Raw genomic sequence first — 15848 nt, 5'->3', positions numbered from 1 at the left:
GGGGCGGCAAGGCGCCCACAGTAGCACGGAACACGCCGGCGCGCATGGGCCCGCCCGCCGGGCCGCGCGCCCCCGTCATGGGCTCACGCAGGCGCCTGTTCGGGGGCGCACTGGTCGAACGCGGCCACCGCATTGGCGGCATACATGAGCGCCGGCCCGCCGCCCATGTAGACGGCAATGGCCAGCGTCTCGTGCACCTCGGCGCGCGTGGCGCCCAGGCGCGCCAGGGCCTGGGTGTGAAAGCCTATGCAGCCGTCGCAGCGCGCGGCCACGCCGATGCCCAGGGCGATCAGCTCCTTGGTCTTGGCGTCGATCGCGCCGGGCGCTAGCGCGGCCTTGCTCATGGCGTTGAAGCCCTGCATCACATCGGGCTGGCTGGCGCGCAGCTGGCCCACGTTGCCGGAAATTTCGCGGGTAAGGATCTTGTAGTCGGTCGATGAAGACATGCTGGACTCCTGTAGTGGAAGGACGAAAAAAAGGGGGGGAGACGAAGGCCGGGCGACCGCGCCGGCGCGCCGTCGTTGACATATTCTTTAGTTTTTACTAAATTAGGAAATGTTAATTTAAAGCGCCGCCAAAAGGAATACATCGTGGCCACTGCAGCCGACCGGGGGTTCATGCAGCAATGCACGGCCCAGGCCGCAGCGCTGCTGCGCACCGTGGGCAATGAGCAGCGGCTGCTGGTGCTGTGCCTGCTCATCGACCGGGGCGAGGCCTCGGTCGGCCAACTGCTCGAACAGATGGACCTGAGCCAGTCGGCCCTGTCGCAGCATCTGGCGCGCATGCGCGAGGAGGGGCTGGTGACCTTCCGGCGCGATGCGCAGACCCTGTACTACCGCATCGCCGACCCGGCGGTGGAAAAGCTCGTGGCCGCGCTCAAGGCCATCTATTGCCCCTGAGTCCGTTTTTTTCAACCAGGAGAAGTGTCATGAAACGCAATGTCGGAGGTCTGGATCGTGGGTTGCGCATCGTCGTGGGGCTGGTGCTGATCGCGCTGGCGGCCACGGGTACGGTGGGCTGGTGGGGCTGGATCGGCGTGGTGCCGCTGCTCACGGGCCTGGTGGGGGGCTGCCCCGCGTACTCGCTGCTGGGCGTGAACACCTGCCCAATGCGCAAGAGCGAATAGCCCCGGTGGCATGATCCGGCGCATGGACGCCTGGATCGACACCCACTGCCACCTCGACGAGTTCGCGGTCCACGGCGGCGCGGCCCATGCCGATGCTGAGCGCGCCCGGGCCGCGCGCGCCGGCGTCGTCCACTGCGTGCTGCCGGCCGTGGATCTGGCCAACCTGCAGGTCGTGCGCGCCATGGCGCACCGCTATGGCGACAGCTATGCGCTGGGCATCCATCCGCTCTACACGCCCCAGGCCCGCGACGACGACCCGCAGGCGCTGGAGCGCATGCTGGAGCGATGCCTGCCCGACCCGCGCCTGGTGGCCGTCGGCGAGATAGGGCTGGACTTCTTCGTGCCCGGCCTGGATGCGGCGCGGCAGGAGCGCTTCTACCGCGCGCAGCTGCAGCTGGCGCGCCGCTTCGATCTGCCGGTGATCCTGCACGTGCGCCGCTCGGCCGACCGGCTGCTGAAAGGCCTGCGCGAGCTGCCCGTGCGCGGCGGCATCGCCCATGCCTTCAACGGCAGCCTGCAGCAGGCGCGGGCCTTCATCGCCATGGGTTTCAAACTGGGCTTCGGCGGCGCCGTCACTTACGAGCGTGCGCTGCAGCTGCGGCGCCTGGCGGCCGAGCTGCCGCTCGATGCCCTGGTATTGGAGACCGACGCGCCCGACATTCCCCCGCACTGGCTCTACGTGACGGCCGCCGAGCGCGCCGCGGGCGCGGCCCCCGCGCGCAACAGCCCGGCCGAGCTGCCGCGCATCGCCGCCGTGGTGGCTGGCCTGCGCGGCATCGAGGTGGGCGAGCTGGCCCGCGCGAGCCGCGACAATGCCTGCGCCGCGCTGCCGAAGCTGCGGGCGCTGCTGGCCTGAGGGTTTCAGTGTTTTTGGCATAAAACGCTCGTCCATCAAGCGGTTGCAGCTATTTTGTTGATAGTATCCATCCCATGAATGCACTTGCCGCCTCCCGCCTCGTGGGCCTGCCGCCCGTGGTGGGCGAGGGCACGCGCGTGCTGCTGCTGGGCAGCTTTCCCGGCGCGGCCTCGCTGCGCGCGCAGCAGTACTACGGCCATCCGCAGAACCATTTCTGGCGCATCCTTGCGGCGCTGTGGCCCGGGCACCCGCTGCCGGGGCGCGAGGACTACGCCGCGCGCTGCGGCTGGCTGCTCGCGCGCGGCCTGGGGCTGTGGGACGTGTACGCCGCCTGCGAGCGCGAGGGCAGCCTGGACACCAGCATCCGCAACGCGCAGGTCAACGATTTCCGCTCCCTGCTCGCGCGCGTGCCGGCGCTTGCCGCCATCGCACACAATGGCGGCGAGAGCTTCCGCCACGCAAGGGCAGTGCGCGCCAGTCTGGGGGTGGACATCCCCTCGCTGCGCCTGCCCTCGACCAGCCCGGCCAACGCGTCGTGGAGCTTCGAGAAGAAACTGAATGCCTGGCGCGACGCCTTCGCGCCCTTTGGATTGCTGTGAGCCGCAAGAAAACCCCTTCTCCCGAATTGCCCGAGGTCAGCGTCAGCGACGATGGCGAGGTGCGCCACCTGCACCTGGGCACGCCCTGGATACAGGGCTCCATGCGCATCGACGACCCGTTCGCCCTCGAGCTCGAATACGTGCAGCGCATGATGGCCTGGCTGCTGTTCATGGAGCCTTCGAGCGTCGCCAGGCGCCACGCCATGCAGCTCGGCCTGGGCGCGGGCGCGATCACCAAGTTCTGCCGCAAGAAGCTGCGCATGTGCTGCACCGTGGTCGAGCTGAACCCGCGCGTGGAGGCCGTCTGCCGCGCCTGGTTCAAGCTGCCGCCCGACGGCCCCATGCAGCGCGTGGTGTTGGCCGATGCGGCCGCGGAGATAAAAAAGCCCGAATGGCACGGCACGGTGGATGCGCTGGCCGTGGACCTGTACGACCACGAGGCCGCCGCGCCGGTGCTCGACAGCGCCGAGTTCTACGCTGACTGCCGCGCGCTGCTCACCGGGGACGGCTGTCTCACCGTCAACCTGTTCGGGCGCGCGTCGAGCTACGAGCGCAGCGTCGCCAAGCTGGCCGAGGCCTTCGGTGCCGACGCGCTCTGGGCCTTCAAGCCTACGCGCGAGGGCAACACCGTGGTGCTCGCGCAGCGCACGCCCACGCGCCCGAAGCGCGCCGAGCTGCTGGCGCGCGCTGAAGGCCTGCAGGCGCGCTGGGACCTGCCCGCCACGAAGTGGCTGCGCGTCTTCAAACCCATCGCCTGATGCCATGAGCCCTACGCACAACTTGGCCGGTCCGCTGGAGTGGCGCCGCGTCGTCGAATGGCTGCGCGCCGATGGCGTCATCAGCGCCGAGCAGGCGCAGCGCACCATCGCGCGCTGCTCGCAGGCCGAGAGCAGCCAGCACCCGCTGGTGCGCCTGGGCAACGTGAGCATGGTGCGCGCCAGCGATGGCAAGCCGCTGGACGTGGATATGCTCGCCGAATACGTGGCGCAGCGCTGCGGCCTGGCGTTCCTGCGCATCGACCCGCTGAAGGTGGACGTGGGCCGCGTGGCCGATGCCATGAGCGCCAGCTACGCCGAGCGCCACAAGGTGCTGCCGGTGCAGGTGATGGCCAAGGAGGTGGTCGTGGCCACGGCCGAGCCTTTCGTGCAGGACTGGGTGGCCGAGGTGGAGCGCCAGGCGCGCCGCAGCGTGCGCCGGGTGCTGGCCAATCCCCTGGACATCACGCGCTACACGGCCGAGTTCTATGCGCTGGCCAAGTCGGTGCGCGAGGCGCAGAAGGCCGGCGGCAGCGCGGGCGGCAGCAGCTTCGAGCAGCTCGTCGAGCTGGGCCGGACCAACAAGCAGCTTGACGCCAACGACCAGGGCGTGATCCGCGTGGTGGACTGGCTGTGGCAGTACGCCTTCGACCAGCGCGCGAGCGACATCCACCTGGAGCCGCGGCGCGAGCAGGGCGTGATCCGCTTTCGCATCGACGGCGTGCTGCACACCGTCTACCAGATGCCCATGGGCGTGCTTAGCGCCATGGTGGCGCGCGTCAAGCTGCTGGGGCGCATGGACGTGGTCGAGCGCCGCCGCCCGCAGGACGGTCGCATCAAGACACGCAACCCGCGCGGCGACGAGGTGGAAATGCGCCTGTCCACGCTGCCCACGGCCTTCGGCGAGAAGATGGTGATGCGCATCTTCGACCCCGACAACGCCGTCAAGGACCTGGACGCGCTGGGCTTCACGCAGCACGACGCCGAGCGCTGGGAGTCGCTCGTCACGCGCCCGCACGGCATCATCCTCGTGACCGGGCCCACGGGCTCTGGCAAGACCACCACGCTGTACTCCACCTTGAAGCGCGTGGCCACCGAGGAGGTCAACGTGAGCACGGTGGAAGACCCGATCGAGATGATCGAGCCCAGCTTCAACCAGACGCAGGTGCAGCCGCAGCTCGACTTCAACTTCGCCGAGGGGCTGCGCGCCCTCATGCGCCAGGACCCGGACGTGATCATGGTGGGCGAGATCCGCGACCTGGCCACCGCCGACATGGCGGTGCAGGCCGCGCTCACGGGCCACCTCGTCTTCAGCACGCTGCACACCAACGATGCGCCGAGCGCGGTCACGCGCCTCATGGAGCTGGGCGTGCCGCCCTACCTCATCAACGCCACGCTGCTGGGCGTGCTGGCGCAGCGCCTGGTGCGCACGCTGTGCCGGCACTGCCGCCAGCTCGACGAGGCGGCCAACCCCGAGGCGCTGGCCGACATGATCCGCCCCTGGCGGCTCAATGGCGGTTACCGCGCCTACAAGCCCGTGGGCTGCGTGGACTGCCGCATGACGGGCTTTCGCGGCCGCATGGGGCTTTACGAGCTGCTCACGGTGACCGAGGCGCTCAAGCAGCAGATCCACCAGACGCCGTCCATCGACGCGCTGCGCCGCCAGGCGGTGCAGGACGGCATGCGCCCGCTGCGCTTGGCCGGTGCCCTGCGCGCGGCCGAGGGCGTGACCACGCTGGAAGAAGTCATCGCCGCCACCCCGCCGCTGGAATAGGCGGCCAACCCGGGAGTCGGACGGGCGGGCTATTGGGGAAAACTTGTATCTGACCGTAGGTGGAATCCACATCGCGAAGGCGTGTGCGCCACTTCACAATCGCCCGTCGCATTCCTTTTGGGAGACATTTGTGAAAATCAAGAGTCAGAAAGATTTCTTTGCCGGCCTGATGTTCCTCGTCGTAGGTGTCGCCTTCGCCTGGGGCGCCACCACCTACACGGTGGGAACGGGCGCCCGCATGGGCCCGGGCTATTTCCCGCTGCTGCTGGGTGTTCTGCAGGCCATCATCGGCGCAGCCATCATGTTCAAGGCCGTCGTCGTCGAGACGGTGGACGGTGACAAGGTCGGCCCCTGGGCCTGGAAGCAGATCGTGTTCATCATCGGCGCCAACCTGCTGTTTGGCATCCTGCTCGCGGGTCTGCCCAGCTTCGGCGTGCCGGCCATGGGCCTGATCGTCGCCATCTACGGCCTGACCTTCGTGGCCGCCCTGGCGGGGCACGAGTTCCACTTCAAGGAAGTATTCATCCTGGCGACCGTCCTGGCCGCCGGCAGCTACGTGGCTTTCGTGTGGGCGCTGAATCTGCAGTTCCCCGTCTGGCCTAGCTTCATCGTGGGTTGAGAGGAAGACATAGATCATGGAATTGCTTGACCATCTCTCGATGGGTTTCGGCGTAGCGTTTACGTTCCAGAACCTCATCTACTGTTTCATCGGCTGTCTGCTGGGTACGCTGATCGGCGTGCTGCCCGGCGTGGGCCCCGTGGCCACCATCGCCATGCTGCTGCCCGCCACCTACGCGCTGCCGCCCGTGGCCGCGCTCATCATGCTCGCCGGCATCTACTACGGCGCGCAGTACGGCGGCTCCACCACCGCCATCCTTGTGAACCTGCCGGGCGAATCGTCCTCGGTCGTCACCGTGATCGACGGCTACCAGATGGCGCGCAAGGGCCGAGCGGGCCCGGCGCTGGCGGCTGCCGGCATCGGCTCGTTCTTCGCCGGCTGCGTGGGCACGCTGATCCTGGCGGCCTTCGCGCCCCCGCTGACCGAGGTGGCCTTCAAGTTCGGCCCGGCCGAATACTTCTCGCTGATGGTGCTGGGCCTGATCGGCGCAGTGGTGCTGGCCTCGGGCTCGCTGCTCAAGGCAGTGGCCATGATCCTGCTGGGCTTGCTGATGGGCCTGGTGGGCACGGACGTGAACTCCGGCGTCGCCCGCTACAGCTTCGACATTCCGGAACTGACCGACGGCATCAACTTCGTGGTGATCGCCATGGGCGTGTTCGGCTATGGTGAAATCATCGCCAACTTGTCCAAGTCCGACGAGGACCGCGAGGTCTTCACGGCCAAGGTGCAGGGCCTGTTCCCCACGGCGCAGGACTTCAAGCGCATGTTCCCCGCCATGCTGCGCGGCACGGCCCTGGGCTCGTCCCTGGGCATCCTGCCCGGCGGCGGCGCGCTGCTGTCGGCCTTCGCGGCCTACACGGTCGAGAAGAAGACCAAGCTGCACCCCGGCGAAGTGCCGTTCGGCCAGGGCAACATCCGCGGCGTGGCGGCGCCCGAGTCGGCCAACAACGCGGGCTCGCAGACTTCGTTCATCCCGCTGCTGACACTGGGCATTCCGCCCAACGCCGTGATGGCGCTGATGGTGGGCGCGATGACCATCCACAACATCCAGCCCGGCCCGCAGGTGATGACCAGCAACCCCGAGCTGTTCTGGGGCCTGGTGGCCTCCATGTGGATCGGCAACGCCATGCTGGTGATCCTGAACCTGCCGCTGATCGGCATCTGGATCAAGCTGCTCACCGTGCCCTACCGCTGGCTGTTCCCATCCATCGTGCTGTTCTGCGCGATCGGCGTGTACTCCACCAACAACAACACCTTCGACGTGTGGCTGGTGGGCGCCTTCGGCTTCGTGGGCTACCTGTTCTACAAGCTGGGCGTGGAGCCTGCGCCTCTGCTGCTGGGCTTCATCCTGGGTCCGATGATGGAAGAAAACCTGCGCCGCGCGCTGCTGCTGTCGCGCGGGGACTGGAGCGTGTTCGTCACGCGCCCTCTCTCCGCCGGCCTGCTGGGCGCCGCAGCCCTCCTGCTGATCATCGTGCTGCTGCCCGCGGTGAGCAAGAAACGCGAAGAGGCCTTCGTCGAGGACTGACCCGCGCTTCGCCGGCGCGCGCCGCACAGCGTCCGAGGCGCCCCGCATGGGGCGCCTTTTTTATTGAGTTGGCCGGTGCAGGCGCGCGCGCTTTACTATCATCGTTTCAAATTGTTTAACCTCCGGTCTCGTGCGGGGCATGTTTGCGGCGCTGCGCATGGGCAATGGGGATGAATGCCGCCAAGGCGGATGGAGCATGCAATGGATCTGGGCATCGCCGGTAAATGGGCGCTGGTCTGCGGGGCCAGCAAGGGGCTGGGGCGCGGCTGCGCCGAGGCCCTGGTGCGCGAGGGCGTGAACCTCGTGGTCAACGCCCGCAATGCCGATGAACTGCAGCGTACTGCTACATGTTTGATGGCTGAAGGCGCAGCTGCGGCGGGCGTAAGAGGCCAAAACTCCTCAAAACCGCAGGTGCTGGTCGTGGCCGCCGACATCACCACGCCCGAGGGCCGGGCGGCCGCGTTCGGCGTGGCGGGCGGGCCCGGCAGGGGCTTCGACATCGTCGTGACCAACGCGGGCGGCCCGCCGCCCGGCGACTTCCGCGGCTGGAACCGTGATGCCTGGATCAGCGCCGTGGACGCCAACATGCTGACCCCCATCGAGCTCATCCGCGCCACGGTGGACGGCATGGCAGGGCGTGGCTACGGGCGCATCGTCAACATCACCTCCAGCGCGGTGAAGGCGCCCATCGACATTCTGGGCCTGTCCAACGGCGCGCGCAGCGGCCTGACGGGCTTCGTGGCGGGCGTGGCGCGCAGCGCCATTGCGGCGCGCGGCGTCACTTTGAACAACCTGCTGCCGGGCAAGTTCGACACCGACCGGCTGGCCGGCACCATCGACGCCGCTGCGGCCAAGGCCGGCAGGAGCGTGGACGACGTGCGGCGCGCCCAGCAGGCGGCCATACCGGCGGGGCGCTACGGCACGCCGCAGGAGTTCGGCGCCATTTGCGCCTTCCTGTGCAGCGTGCATGCGGGCTACATCACGGGGCAGAACATACTGGCCGACGGCGGCGCCTATCCAGGCACCTTCTGATGGCCAGGCTTGGGCCGTTGTTGGGCGCCGCGTTGCTGAGCGCCGCCATGCAGGCGCCGGCCGCAGAGCCTGCGCCGCAGGCCGGGGCCGCGCTGCGGCTGCGCGTGGTCGGCGGCCTGGCCGGCATCACGCAGTACGCGCAGCTGGAGGCACCGTTCTGGACGCGTGACCTGGCGCGCCTGAGCCAGGGCCGTTTCGATGCCGACATCGTCCCCTTCGACCGCGCCGGCGTGCCCGGCATGGAGATGCTGCGCCTGCTGGAGCTGGGCGTGGTGCCCTTCGGCACGGTGTTCATGAGCTCGCTGTCGGACAGGTATCCGCAGTACATGGCCGCGGACCTGCCCGGGCTCAACCCCGACTTCGCGGCGCTGCGCCGCTCGCTGGCCGTCTTCCGTCCCTACCTGGAGCGGGCGCTGCGCGAGGAGCATGGCATCGAGCTGCTGGCCGTGTACGTCTATCCGGCGCAGGTGGTGTTCTGCAAGCAGCCGTTCGATGGCCTGGCCGACCTGCGCGGCCGCAGGGTGCGTGTGTCCTCGGCGGCGCAGGGCGACTTCGTCAGCGCCCTGGAGGCGCACCCCCGGCACGTGCCGTTCGCCCGGCTGGCGCAGAGCATGGAGGCGGGGACGAGCGAATGCGCGATCACGGGCGCCATGCCGGGCAATGCCATGGGGCTGCACATGTACGCCGCGTACCTGTACCCCATGCCCATCAGCTGGGGCATGGCCATCTTCGGTGCCAACGGGGCGGCCTGGAAGGCCCTGCCCGAGGAACTGCGCGCGCTGCTGCGGTCCGAGCTGCCGCGGCTGGAGACCGCCATCTGGCTCAGCGCCGAGCAGGAGACCCTGCAGGGCGTGGACTGCAACGTGGGCAGCCCCCGCTGCACCACCGGGCGGCGCGGCCGGATGGCGCTGGTGCCCGTGCGGCCGCAGGACGAGGCGCGCCGCGAGGACATCTTGCGCACCGTGGTGCTGCCGCGCTGGCTGCAGCGCTGCGGCGCCCGCTGCGCCGATCTCTGGAACCGCACCATGGGCCCGGCGCGCGGCCCTGCCGTGCCGGCCAAGCCATGACCATGGCCCCGCCCAGGCGCCTGTACCTGGCGGTCTGGGGGCTGGCCGGCACGCTCGTGCTGGGGCTGGCCGCGGCCGTGGCGGGCCTGCTGTGGCAAACCCGCGCCGATGGGCTGGCCGCTGCCGAGGCGCGCGTCACCCGCTTTGCCGCCGGTGCCGAGACGGGCATGAACCGCACCCTGCTGTCGCTGGACATGCTGCTGGCCAGCACCGGGGAATTGCTGCGCGTGGGCGAGCGCTCCAGTCTCGACGTGGACGGCGCCAACGCGCTGCTGCGCGCCATGGTCCGGCAGAACCTGATGCTGCGCCACGTGGCGCTGTTCGATGCGCGGGGGGAGCAGCTGGCCTCCTCGGCGCAGGGGCAGGAGCCGCCGCCGGCCAGGCTGCCGCCGGGGCTGCTGGCCACCGCCCTGGCCCCGGCCGTGGCCACGCTGACCGTGGGCCAGCCGCAGGCGGCCGCGCCCGGCCCCGGGCAGGTGCTGTACGCGGCGCGGCCGCTGCGCCTGGCGGACGGCATGTCGCTGCTGGCCGTGGCCCAGGTGCCCATGGACGTCCTGGTGTCGGTCCTGCTCCAGGGGGAGGGCGCGGCGCCCGAGGTGGAGGTAACGCTGGAGCGCGCGCAGGGCGAGCTGCTCATGGGCCTGCAGGCCCCCTGGGATGCGCCCGAGCGCCAGGGCCTGGCGGCGCCGCCGCTGCAGGAGATGGGCGCACGGGGCCGTCACACCGGGTTCTGGCAGGCGCGCGCGCGCCTGTCCGGCCAGCCGGCGCTGGTGGCCGCGCGGCCGCTGCTGTACCCGGACCTGTGGATCACGGCCAGCTTGCCGCGGTCCACGGCCCTGGCCGCATGGAAGCAGGATGCGGCCGCCGTGGGCGGGGGCGCGCTGCTGTTCGGGGCCTGCCTGGTGGCGGCCGGAATCCTGGCCACCGTGTACCTGCGGCGCATGCATCGCGCACGCCAGAGCGTGGCCGGCGCCAAGGCCACGCTGGACCAGGCGGTGGGTGCCATGGTCAGCGGCTTCGTGCTGCTCGATCCCGCGCGCCGCATCGTGCAATGGAACCGGCCCTTCGAGGAAATGTTCCCCTGGCTCGCGGGCACGGTTGCCGTGGGCCTGCCCTACCGCCGGGTGCTGGAGACCACGGTGCACTACCATCTGCCCGGCGCCAGCGCGCAGGACAAGCGCGCCTGGGTGGAGCGGCGCTTGCAGCAGCAGCGCGATCCCAAGGGCACGCACGAGCAGTGCCTGCCCAATGGGCACTTCATCCAGATCACCGAGCGGGCCACGCCCGAGGGTGGGCTGGTGATCCTCTTCCACGACGTGACCGACCTGCGCCTGGCAGCCGCCGAGATCGAGCAGCTGGCGTTCTACGACCAACTGACCGGCCTGTCCAACCGCCGCCTGCTGCTCGACCGGCTGGGCCAGGCCTGCGCGGCCGCGCAGCGTGCGGGGGAGCGGGGGGCGGTGCTGTTTATCGACCTGGATTACTTCAAGACCCTGAACGACACCCTGGGCCATGAAATGGGCGACCAGCTGCTGCAGCAGGTCGCCAGGCGCCTGCAGGGATGCGTGCGCGCCGGCGACACGGTGGCCCGACTGGGAGGCGACGAGTTCGTGGTCCTGCTGGCGGGCCTGCCCGCGGACGCCGCCGAGGCGGCGCTGCTGGCGCGCGGCGTGGCCGATAAGATCGTGCATCTGCTGGGCCGGCCCTACCAGATCGCCGGCCAGACCTACCACGGCAGCTTCAGCGTGGGCGCGACGCTGTTCGGCGAGCTGCCGCAGACCACCGCGGGCGAGGTGCTCAAGCAGGCCGACATCGCCATGTACCAGGCCAAGGCGCAGCGCGGCAGCACGCTGCGCTTCTTCGAGCCGGGCATGCAGGCCGCGATCAGCGAGCGCGCGCAGCTCGAAGCCGACCTGCAGCAGGCCATCGGCGCCGGGCAGTTCCTGCTGCACCTGCAGCCGCAGTACGACGGCGCCGGCGCCATGGTCGGGGCCGAATCGCTATTGCGCTGGCAGCACCCGGTGCACGGCCTGGTGCCGCCCGCGCGCTTCATCGCCGTGGCCGAGGACAGCGAGCTCATCGTGCCCATAGGCCGCTGGGTGCTGCGCAGCGCCTGCGAGCTGCTCGCGCGCTGGCGGCATGCGCCGCATCTGCGCGACCTGTCGCTGAGCGTGAATGTGAGCGCGCGCCAGTTCCGCCAGGACGACTTCGCAGAGCTCGTGGTCCGGCTGCTGCAGGACACGGGCGCCCCGGCGCACCGGCTGGAGCTGGAGCTCACCGAGTCGCTGGTGCTGGAGGACGTGGAGGATTCCATCGCCAAGATGCACCGGCTGCGCGTCAAGGGGGTGCGCTTCGCGGTGGACGACTTCGGCACGGGCTATTCGTCGCTGTCCTACCTGACCCGGCTGCCGCTGCACCGCCTGAAGATCGACAAATCCTTCGTGCACCACCTGGGCGAGAGCCACAGCGACGACGTGGTGGTGCAGACCATCCTGGGCATGGCGCGCAACCTAGAGCTGGAGGTGGTGGCCGAGGGCGTGGAGACCGAGGCGCAGCGCGCCTTCCTGGCGCGCCACGGCTGCGACCTGTACCAGGGCTACCTGCTGGCGCGCCCCATGCCGGTCGCGCAGTTGGAGGCGATGCGGCTGCCGCCCGGCTGAACCGGCCTTGGGCAGGCGCGCGCTATGCGCGCCGCGAGGACACCACGATGCCCCCCACGATGAGGACGAAGGCCGCCGCGTGGTAGAGCTGCGGCCGCTCGCCCAGGAAGGCCGCCGACAGCACGGCCGCGAACAGCGGCGTGAGGTTGATGAAGAACCCCCCGATCACCGGTCCCGCGCGCTGCACGCCCGCGCCCCAGAAGCGGTAGGCCAGGACGGCCGGGCCTATGGCGATGAAGGCCAGGCCCGCGGCCAGCGGCCAGCCCCAGTGGGCCTGCGCCTGGCCCAGCGACCACTCCACGCCCGCGAACGCGCCCGACCAGCCCAGGCCGAAGACCATCTGCGCCATCAGGAAGGCCGCCCAGTCCCCGCGCAGGTCCCGGGGCTCGGTGGTGCGCACCAGCAGCCAGCTGTAGAACGCCCAGGAGATGGTCGCCAGCACCATGTACAGGTCGCCCGGCACCAGGCGCAGCGCCAGCAGCTGCTGCCAGCTGCCGCGGCTGAGCACCAGCAGCACGCCCGCCACCGACAGCAGCACGCCCGCGACCTGCCGGCGCGTGGCCGGCACGCCGAAGAACAGCGCCCCCACGATGAGCATCCACACCGGCATGCCCGAGCCCACCAGCGTCACGTTCAGGGGCGTCGAGGTCTGCAGCGCCAGGTACTGCAGCGCGTTGTAGCTGCCTATGCCGAAGAGGCCCAGCAGCGCGTAGCGGCGCCAGTGCGGCCACAGGGTGCTGCCAGGGCGCAGCACCCGCCATGCCAGCGGCAGCAGCAGCGCGAAGGCCAGCAGCCAGCGGATGAAGTTGAGCGCACTGGGGGAGATCAGCGCATGCAGCGCGCGCCCCACCACGGCATTGCCCGCCCACAGTAGCGGCGCGGCCACGAGCATCGCGATGGTGCCCGGTTGAAGTCGTTGGGTCATAGGGCGTGCAACTGTAACCGGTGGCGGTGCCCCGCGTGCAGCAGGGGCCGGCAAAACATGGCACGATTCCGGCTGCTTCGCAGACCCATCCAGGAGACACACCCCATGACCCTCGCCGTACAGATCCGCCAGCATGGCGGCCCCGAAGAACTCCAGATCGTCGACGTGCAGGTGGGCGATCCCGGACCGGGCGAGGTGCGCATACGCCACCACGCCGTGGGCCTGAATTTCATCGACGTGTACCACCGCACGGGCCTGTACCCGCTGAGCATGCCCGCCGGCATCGGCATGGAGGCGGCAGGCGTCATCGAGGCCGTGGGCGAGGGCGTCACGCACCTGAAGGCGGGCGACCGCGCCGCCTACGCCAGCCAGCCGCCCGGCAGCTACTGCGAGGTGCGCGTGATGCCCGCCAAGTGCGTGTGCAGGCTGCCCGATGCCATCGGCTTCGAGACCGGCGCGGCCATGATGCTCAAGGGCCTGACGGCGCAGTACCTGCTCAAGAAGGCGCGCCCCGTCGAGGGGCTGGAGCCGGGCGACTACGTGCTGTTCCACGCGGCCGCGGGCGGCGTGGGCCTGATCGCCTGCCAGTGGGCGCGTGCGCTGGGCCTGCGGCTCATCGGCACGGCGGGCTCGGACGCCAAGTGCCAGCTGGCGCTGGACAACGGCGCGGCCCACGCCATCAACTACGCAAGGGAAGACTTCGCCGCGCGCGTGAAGGAGATCACCGGGGGCAAGGGCGTGAAGGTGGTCTACGACTCGGTGGGCAAGGACACCTGGGACAAGTCGCTCGACTGCCTGCGCCCCTTCGGCCTGATGGCGAGCTTCGGCAATGCCTCCGGCCCCGTGCCGCCGTTCGCGCCGGGCATGCTGGGGGCCAAGGGCTCGCTCTACGTCACGCGCCAGACGCTGTTCTCGCACATCGCCACGCGCGAGGCCACGCAGGCCATGGCCGACGACCTGTTCGCCGTGGTCGAGAGCGGCCAGGTCAAGATCCACATCGCGCAGCGCTACGCCCTCACCGACGTGCAGCAAGCGCACCGCGACCTGGAGGCGCGCAAGACCACGGGCTCCACCATCCTCACGCTGCCGTGACGGCTGCCACCGCCCCCGCCTGGGTGGCCGCCGCGCGTGCGCGCGCCACCTGCGGCCCGGCGGCGCCGCGCACGCCGCTCCTGCTGGGGGACGAGCGCGTGGGTTCGGTGGATGCAGAGGTTTTTGCCAAAATCGACCTCAAACGCTTGCTGGACGAGCGCTACCAGCTATTGATAGTAGAGCATGAGGGCGCCCCTGCCTGGGCCTTGCCGGCAGGCGAGGACGCCACGGCCGCGCTGAACGCGCTGGCGCGGGCGCTGCGCGCCGCCGGCCGCTGCGGCCCCTGGCGCGACGAGCAGCTGGCCGTCTGCGGCGCGGACGGGCGGCGCCTGGCCACCGTGGAGCGCGGCGCCGTGCGCGTGCTGGGCCTGGCCACGCAGGCCGTGCACCTGGTGGGCTGCACGGCGGACGGCGCCATGTGGGTGCAGCAGCGCGCCTTCGACAAACCCAACAACCCGGGCATGTGGGACACGCTGATGGGCGGCATGGTGTCGGCCGCCGACAGCCTTGCCAGCGCCGTGGAGCGCGAGACCTGGGAGGAAGCCGGCCTGCGCGTGGCCGCGTTGCAGGGCGTGGCGCATGGCGGGCACGTGGAGTTCGCCCAGCCCAGCGACGAGGCCGGCGGCTGCGGCTACATGGTCGAGCGCATCGACTGGTTCCGGGCCCAGGTGCCCGAGGGCATGGCGCCCGTGAACCAGGACGGCGAGGTGGCGCGCTTCGAGCTGCTCCCGCGCGCCGCGCTGCTGGAGCGCCTCGCGCGCGGCGCGTTCACGCCCGAGGCGAGCCTGATCCTGGCCGCGGCGCTGGGCTGGTGATGCGCTGGCGCGCGTGCGCCACGTCGCGCACCAGGTCCCACACGCGCTGCGCCAGCGGCGCGAGCGCGCGGTTGCGCCGGTGCACGAGCACGATGTCGCGATCCACGCGCGGCAGCAGCGGCCGTATGGCCAGGTGCGGCAGGCCCTCGGGCGGCAGGGCCAGCATGGGGATGACCGACACGCCCAGGCCCGCGTCGAGCATGCGGAAGATCGTGGTGGCATGGCCCACCTCCTGCGCCACCCGGGCCTGCACGCCCTGAGCGGCCAGCGCGCGGTCGATGAGGCGGCGGCTGCCCGAGGCGTGGTCCAGCAGCACCAGCGGCTCGTCCGCCAGATCGGTCCAGCGCACCTGGCGCCGGCGCGCGAGCCGGTGCGCGGGTGGGCAGGCCAGGCCGAATGGCTCGGTGTAGACGGGCTCGCAGTGCAGCGCCTCGCGGTCGCCGGGATCGATGACCACGCCGAAATCCACCTCGCCCGAGAGCACGCTGGACAGCACGTCGTTCTGCACGCGGTCCAGCAGCATGACCTGCACGCCGGGCAGCTCGCGCTGGCAGCGCGCGATGCAGTCGGGCAGCAGGTTGGCCGACAGCGTGGGGCTGCTGGCCACGCGCACGCGGCCGTGCAGCGCGGTGGACATGCCCTGCACGTCGAGCAGCGTGGCCTCCAGGTCTTCGAGCACGCGCGGCAGCCGCGCCGCGAGGCTGCGGCCCGCGTCGGTGAGGTCGACCTCGCGCGTCGTGCGGTTGAGCAGCTGCAGGCCGAGCTGCGCCTCCAGCTCGGTGATGCTGCGGCTCACGGCCGGTTGCGTCAACCCGACCTGGTCGCCCGCGCGGCTGAAGTTGCGCGTGGCGGCCACCGACAGAAACACCTGGAGCTGGCGCAAGGTCACATTCATGATTCACGATCATAGGTTCATCAGAGAAATTAATTTCTTTTTTGAATGCGCATGCGATCCAATCGGCACCTCGAACCTCCCCCAATCTCCCGCTTCGCACTCGCC

At 70.3% G+C, this 15848-nt stretch carries 16 protein-coding genes; 13 read left to right on the top strand and 3 right to left on the bottom strand.

Annotated features, from left to right (window positions below):
• Nucleotides 1-83: 83 nt before the first annotated feature.
• Nucleotides 84-446 (bottom strand): carboxymuconolactone decarboxylase family protein, encoded by a 363-nt coding sequence (locus tag ALIDE2_RS18560; RefSeq protein WP_013518033.1) that lies wholly within the window; start codon nucleotides 444-446, stop codon nucleotides 84-86.
• A gap of 171 nt (nucleotides 447-617) precedes the next feature.
• Here ALIDE2_RS18560 and ALIDE2_RS18555 point away from each other — a divergent pair, with 171 nt between their 5' ends.
• The 11 genes from ALIDE2_RS18555 to ALIDE2_RS18505 all read left to right on the top strand — a co-directional run bounded on the left by ALIDE2_RS18555 (nucleotide 618) and on the right by ALIDE2_RS18505 (nucleotide 12016).
• Nucleotides 618-899, top strand: coding sequence for an ArsR/SmtB family transcription factor (locus ALIDE2_RS18555; RefSeq protein WP_049787079.1), 282 nt, complete (start codon nucleotides 618-620; stop codon nucleotides 897-899).
• A 29-nt stretch (nucleotides 900-928) separates the two neighbouring features.
• A complete protein-coding gene (locus ALIDE2_RS18550; protein ID WP_013518035.1) occupies nucleotides 929-1126 on the top strand; it encodes a YgaP family membrane protein in 198 nt (65 codons plus the stop codon).
• 22 nt (nucleotides 1127-1148) lie between these two features.
• Nucleotides 1149-1982 (top strand): TatD family hydrolase, encoded by an 834-nt coding sequence (locus ALIDE2_RS18545; RefSeq protein ID WP_174764500.1) that lies wholly within the window; start codon nucleotides 1149-1151, stop codon nucleotides 1980-1982.
• A gap of 74 nt (nucleotides 1983-2056) precedes the next feature.
• A complete protein-coding gene (locus ALIDE2_RS18540; protein WP_013722885.1) occupies nucleotides 2057-2581 on the top strand; it encodes a DNA-deoxyinosine glycosylase in 525 nt (174 codons plus the stop codon).
• Nucleotides 2578-3339 carry a class I SAM-dependent methyltransferase gene (locus ALIDE2_RS18535; protein WP_013518038.1) on the top strand — a complete coding sequence of 254 codons (762 nt, stop codon included), beginning with the start codon at nucleotides 2578-2580 and terminating at the stop codon, nucleotides 3337-3339. The genes ALIDE2_RS18540 and ALIDE2_RS18535 overlap by 4 nt, the downstream gene beginning before the upstream one ends.
• Nucleotides 3340-3343: 4 nt before the next feature.
• Nucleotides 3344-5110, top strand: a complete 1767-nt coding sequence (tfpB, locus tag ALIDE2_RS18530; protein WP_013722884.1) for a type IV pilus assembly ATPase TfpB — start codon at nucleotides 3344-3346, stop codon at nucleotides 5108-5110.
• A 130-nt stretch (nucleotides 5111-5240) separates the two neighbouring features.
• On the top strand, nucleotides 5241-5729 hold the full coding sequence (locus tag ALIDE2_RS18525; RefSeq protein ID WP_013518040.1) for a tripartite tricarboxylate transporter TctB family protein: 489 nt from the start codon (nucleotides 5241-5243) through the stop codon (nucleotides 5727-5729).
• Between the two features lie 16 nt (nucleotides 5730-5745).
• Nucleotides 5746-7257 carry a tripartite tricarboxylate transporter permease gene (locus tag ALIDE2_RS18520; RefSeq protein ID WP_013518041.1) on the top strand — a complete coding sequence of 504 codons (1512 nt, stop codon included), beginning with the start codon at nucleotides 5746-5748 and terminating at the stop codon, nucleotides 7255-7257.
• A 201-nt stretch (nucleotides 7258-7458) separates the two neighbouring features.
• Nucleotides 7459-8289, top strand: a complete 831-nt coding sequence (locus tag ALIDE2_RS18515; protein WP_013722883.1) for an SDR family oxidoreductase — start codon at nucleotides 7459-7461, stop codon at nucleotides 8287-8289.
• Nucleotides 8289-9356: a TRAP transporter substrate-binding protein gene (locus tag ALIDE2_RS18510; RefSeq protein ID WP_013518043.1), complete on the top strand. Its 1068-nt coding sequence runs from the start codon at nucleotides 8289-8291 to the stop codon at nucleotides 9354-9356. Before ALIDE2_RS18515 ends, ALIDE2_RS18510 begins: the two co-directional genes overlap by 1 nt.
• Nucleotides 9353-12016 carry a bifunctional diguanylate cyclase/phosphodiesterase gene (locus ALIDE2_RS18505; RefSeq protein ID WP_013722882.1) on the top strand — a complete coding sequence of 888 codons (2664 nt, stop codon included), beginning with the start codon at nucleotides 9353-9355 and terminating at the stop codon, nucleotides 12014-12016. The genes ALIDE2_RS18510 and ALIDE2_RS18505 overlap by 4 nt, the downstream gene beginning before the upstream one ends.
• Before the next feature lie 22 nt (nucleotides 12017-12038).
• Here ALIDE2_RS18505 and ALIDE2_RS18500 read toward each other — a convergent pair whose 3' ends face one another.
• Nucleotides 12039-12941 (bottom strand): DMT family transporter, encoded by a 903-nt coding sequence (locus ALIDE2_RS18500; protein ID WP_013722881.1) that lies wholly within the window; start codon nucleotides 12939-12941, stop codon nucleotides 12039-12041.
• Nucleotides 12942-13046: 105 nt separating this feature from the next.
• Between ALIDE2_RS18500 and ALIDE2_RS18495 the strand changes: the two genes are divergently transcribed.
• Nucleotides 13047-14033 carry a quinone oxidoreductase family protein gene (locus ALIDE2_RS18495; RefSeq protein ID WP_013722880.1) on the top strand — a complete coding sequence of 329 codons (987 nt, stop codon included), beginning with the start codon at nucleotides 13047-13049 and terminating at the stop codon, nucleotides 14031-14033.
• The gene (locus ALIDE2_RS18490; RefSeq protein WP_013722879.1) at nucleotides 14030-14848 is read left to right on the top strand and encodes an NUDIX hydrolase; all 819 of its coding nucleotides are present in this window, start codon (nucleotides 14030-14032) and stop codon (nucleotides 14846-14848) included. Before ALIDE2_RS18495 ends, ALIDE2_RS18490 begins: the two co-directional genes overlap by 4 nt.
• On the opposite strand, the gene ALIDE2_RS18485 is transcribed toward ALIDE2_RS18490, so the two are convergent.
• Nucleotides 14802-15743, bottom strand: a complete 942-nt coding sequence (locus ALIDE2_RS18485; protein WP_013722878.1) for a LysR family transcriptional regulator — start codon at nucleotides 15741-15743, stop codon at nucleotides 14802-14804. The two genes, ALIDE2_RS18490 and ALIDE2_RS18485, sit on opposite strands and share 47 nt — an antisense overlap.
• Between the last annotated feature and the right edge of the window lie 105 nt (nucleotides 15744-15848).

Origin of the sequence: Alicycliphilus denitrificans K601, from assembly GCF_000204645.1 — a bacterium.
GTDB lineage: Bacteria > Pseudomonadota > Gammaproteobacteria > Burkholderiales > Burkholderiaceae_C > Alicycliphilus > Alicycliphilus denitrificans.
This window is presented reverse-complemented; position numbering and strand designations above follow the sequence as displayed.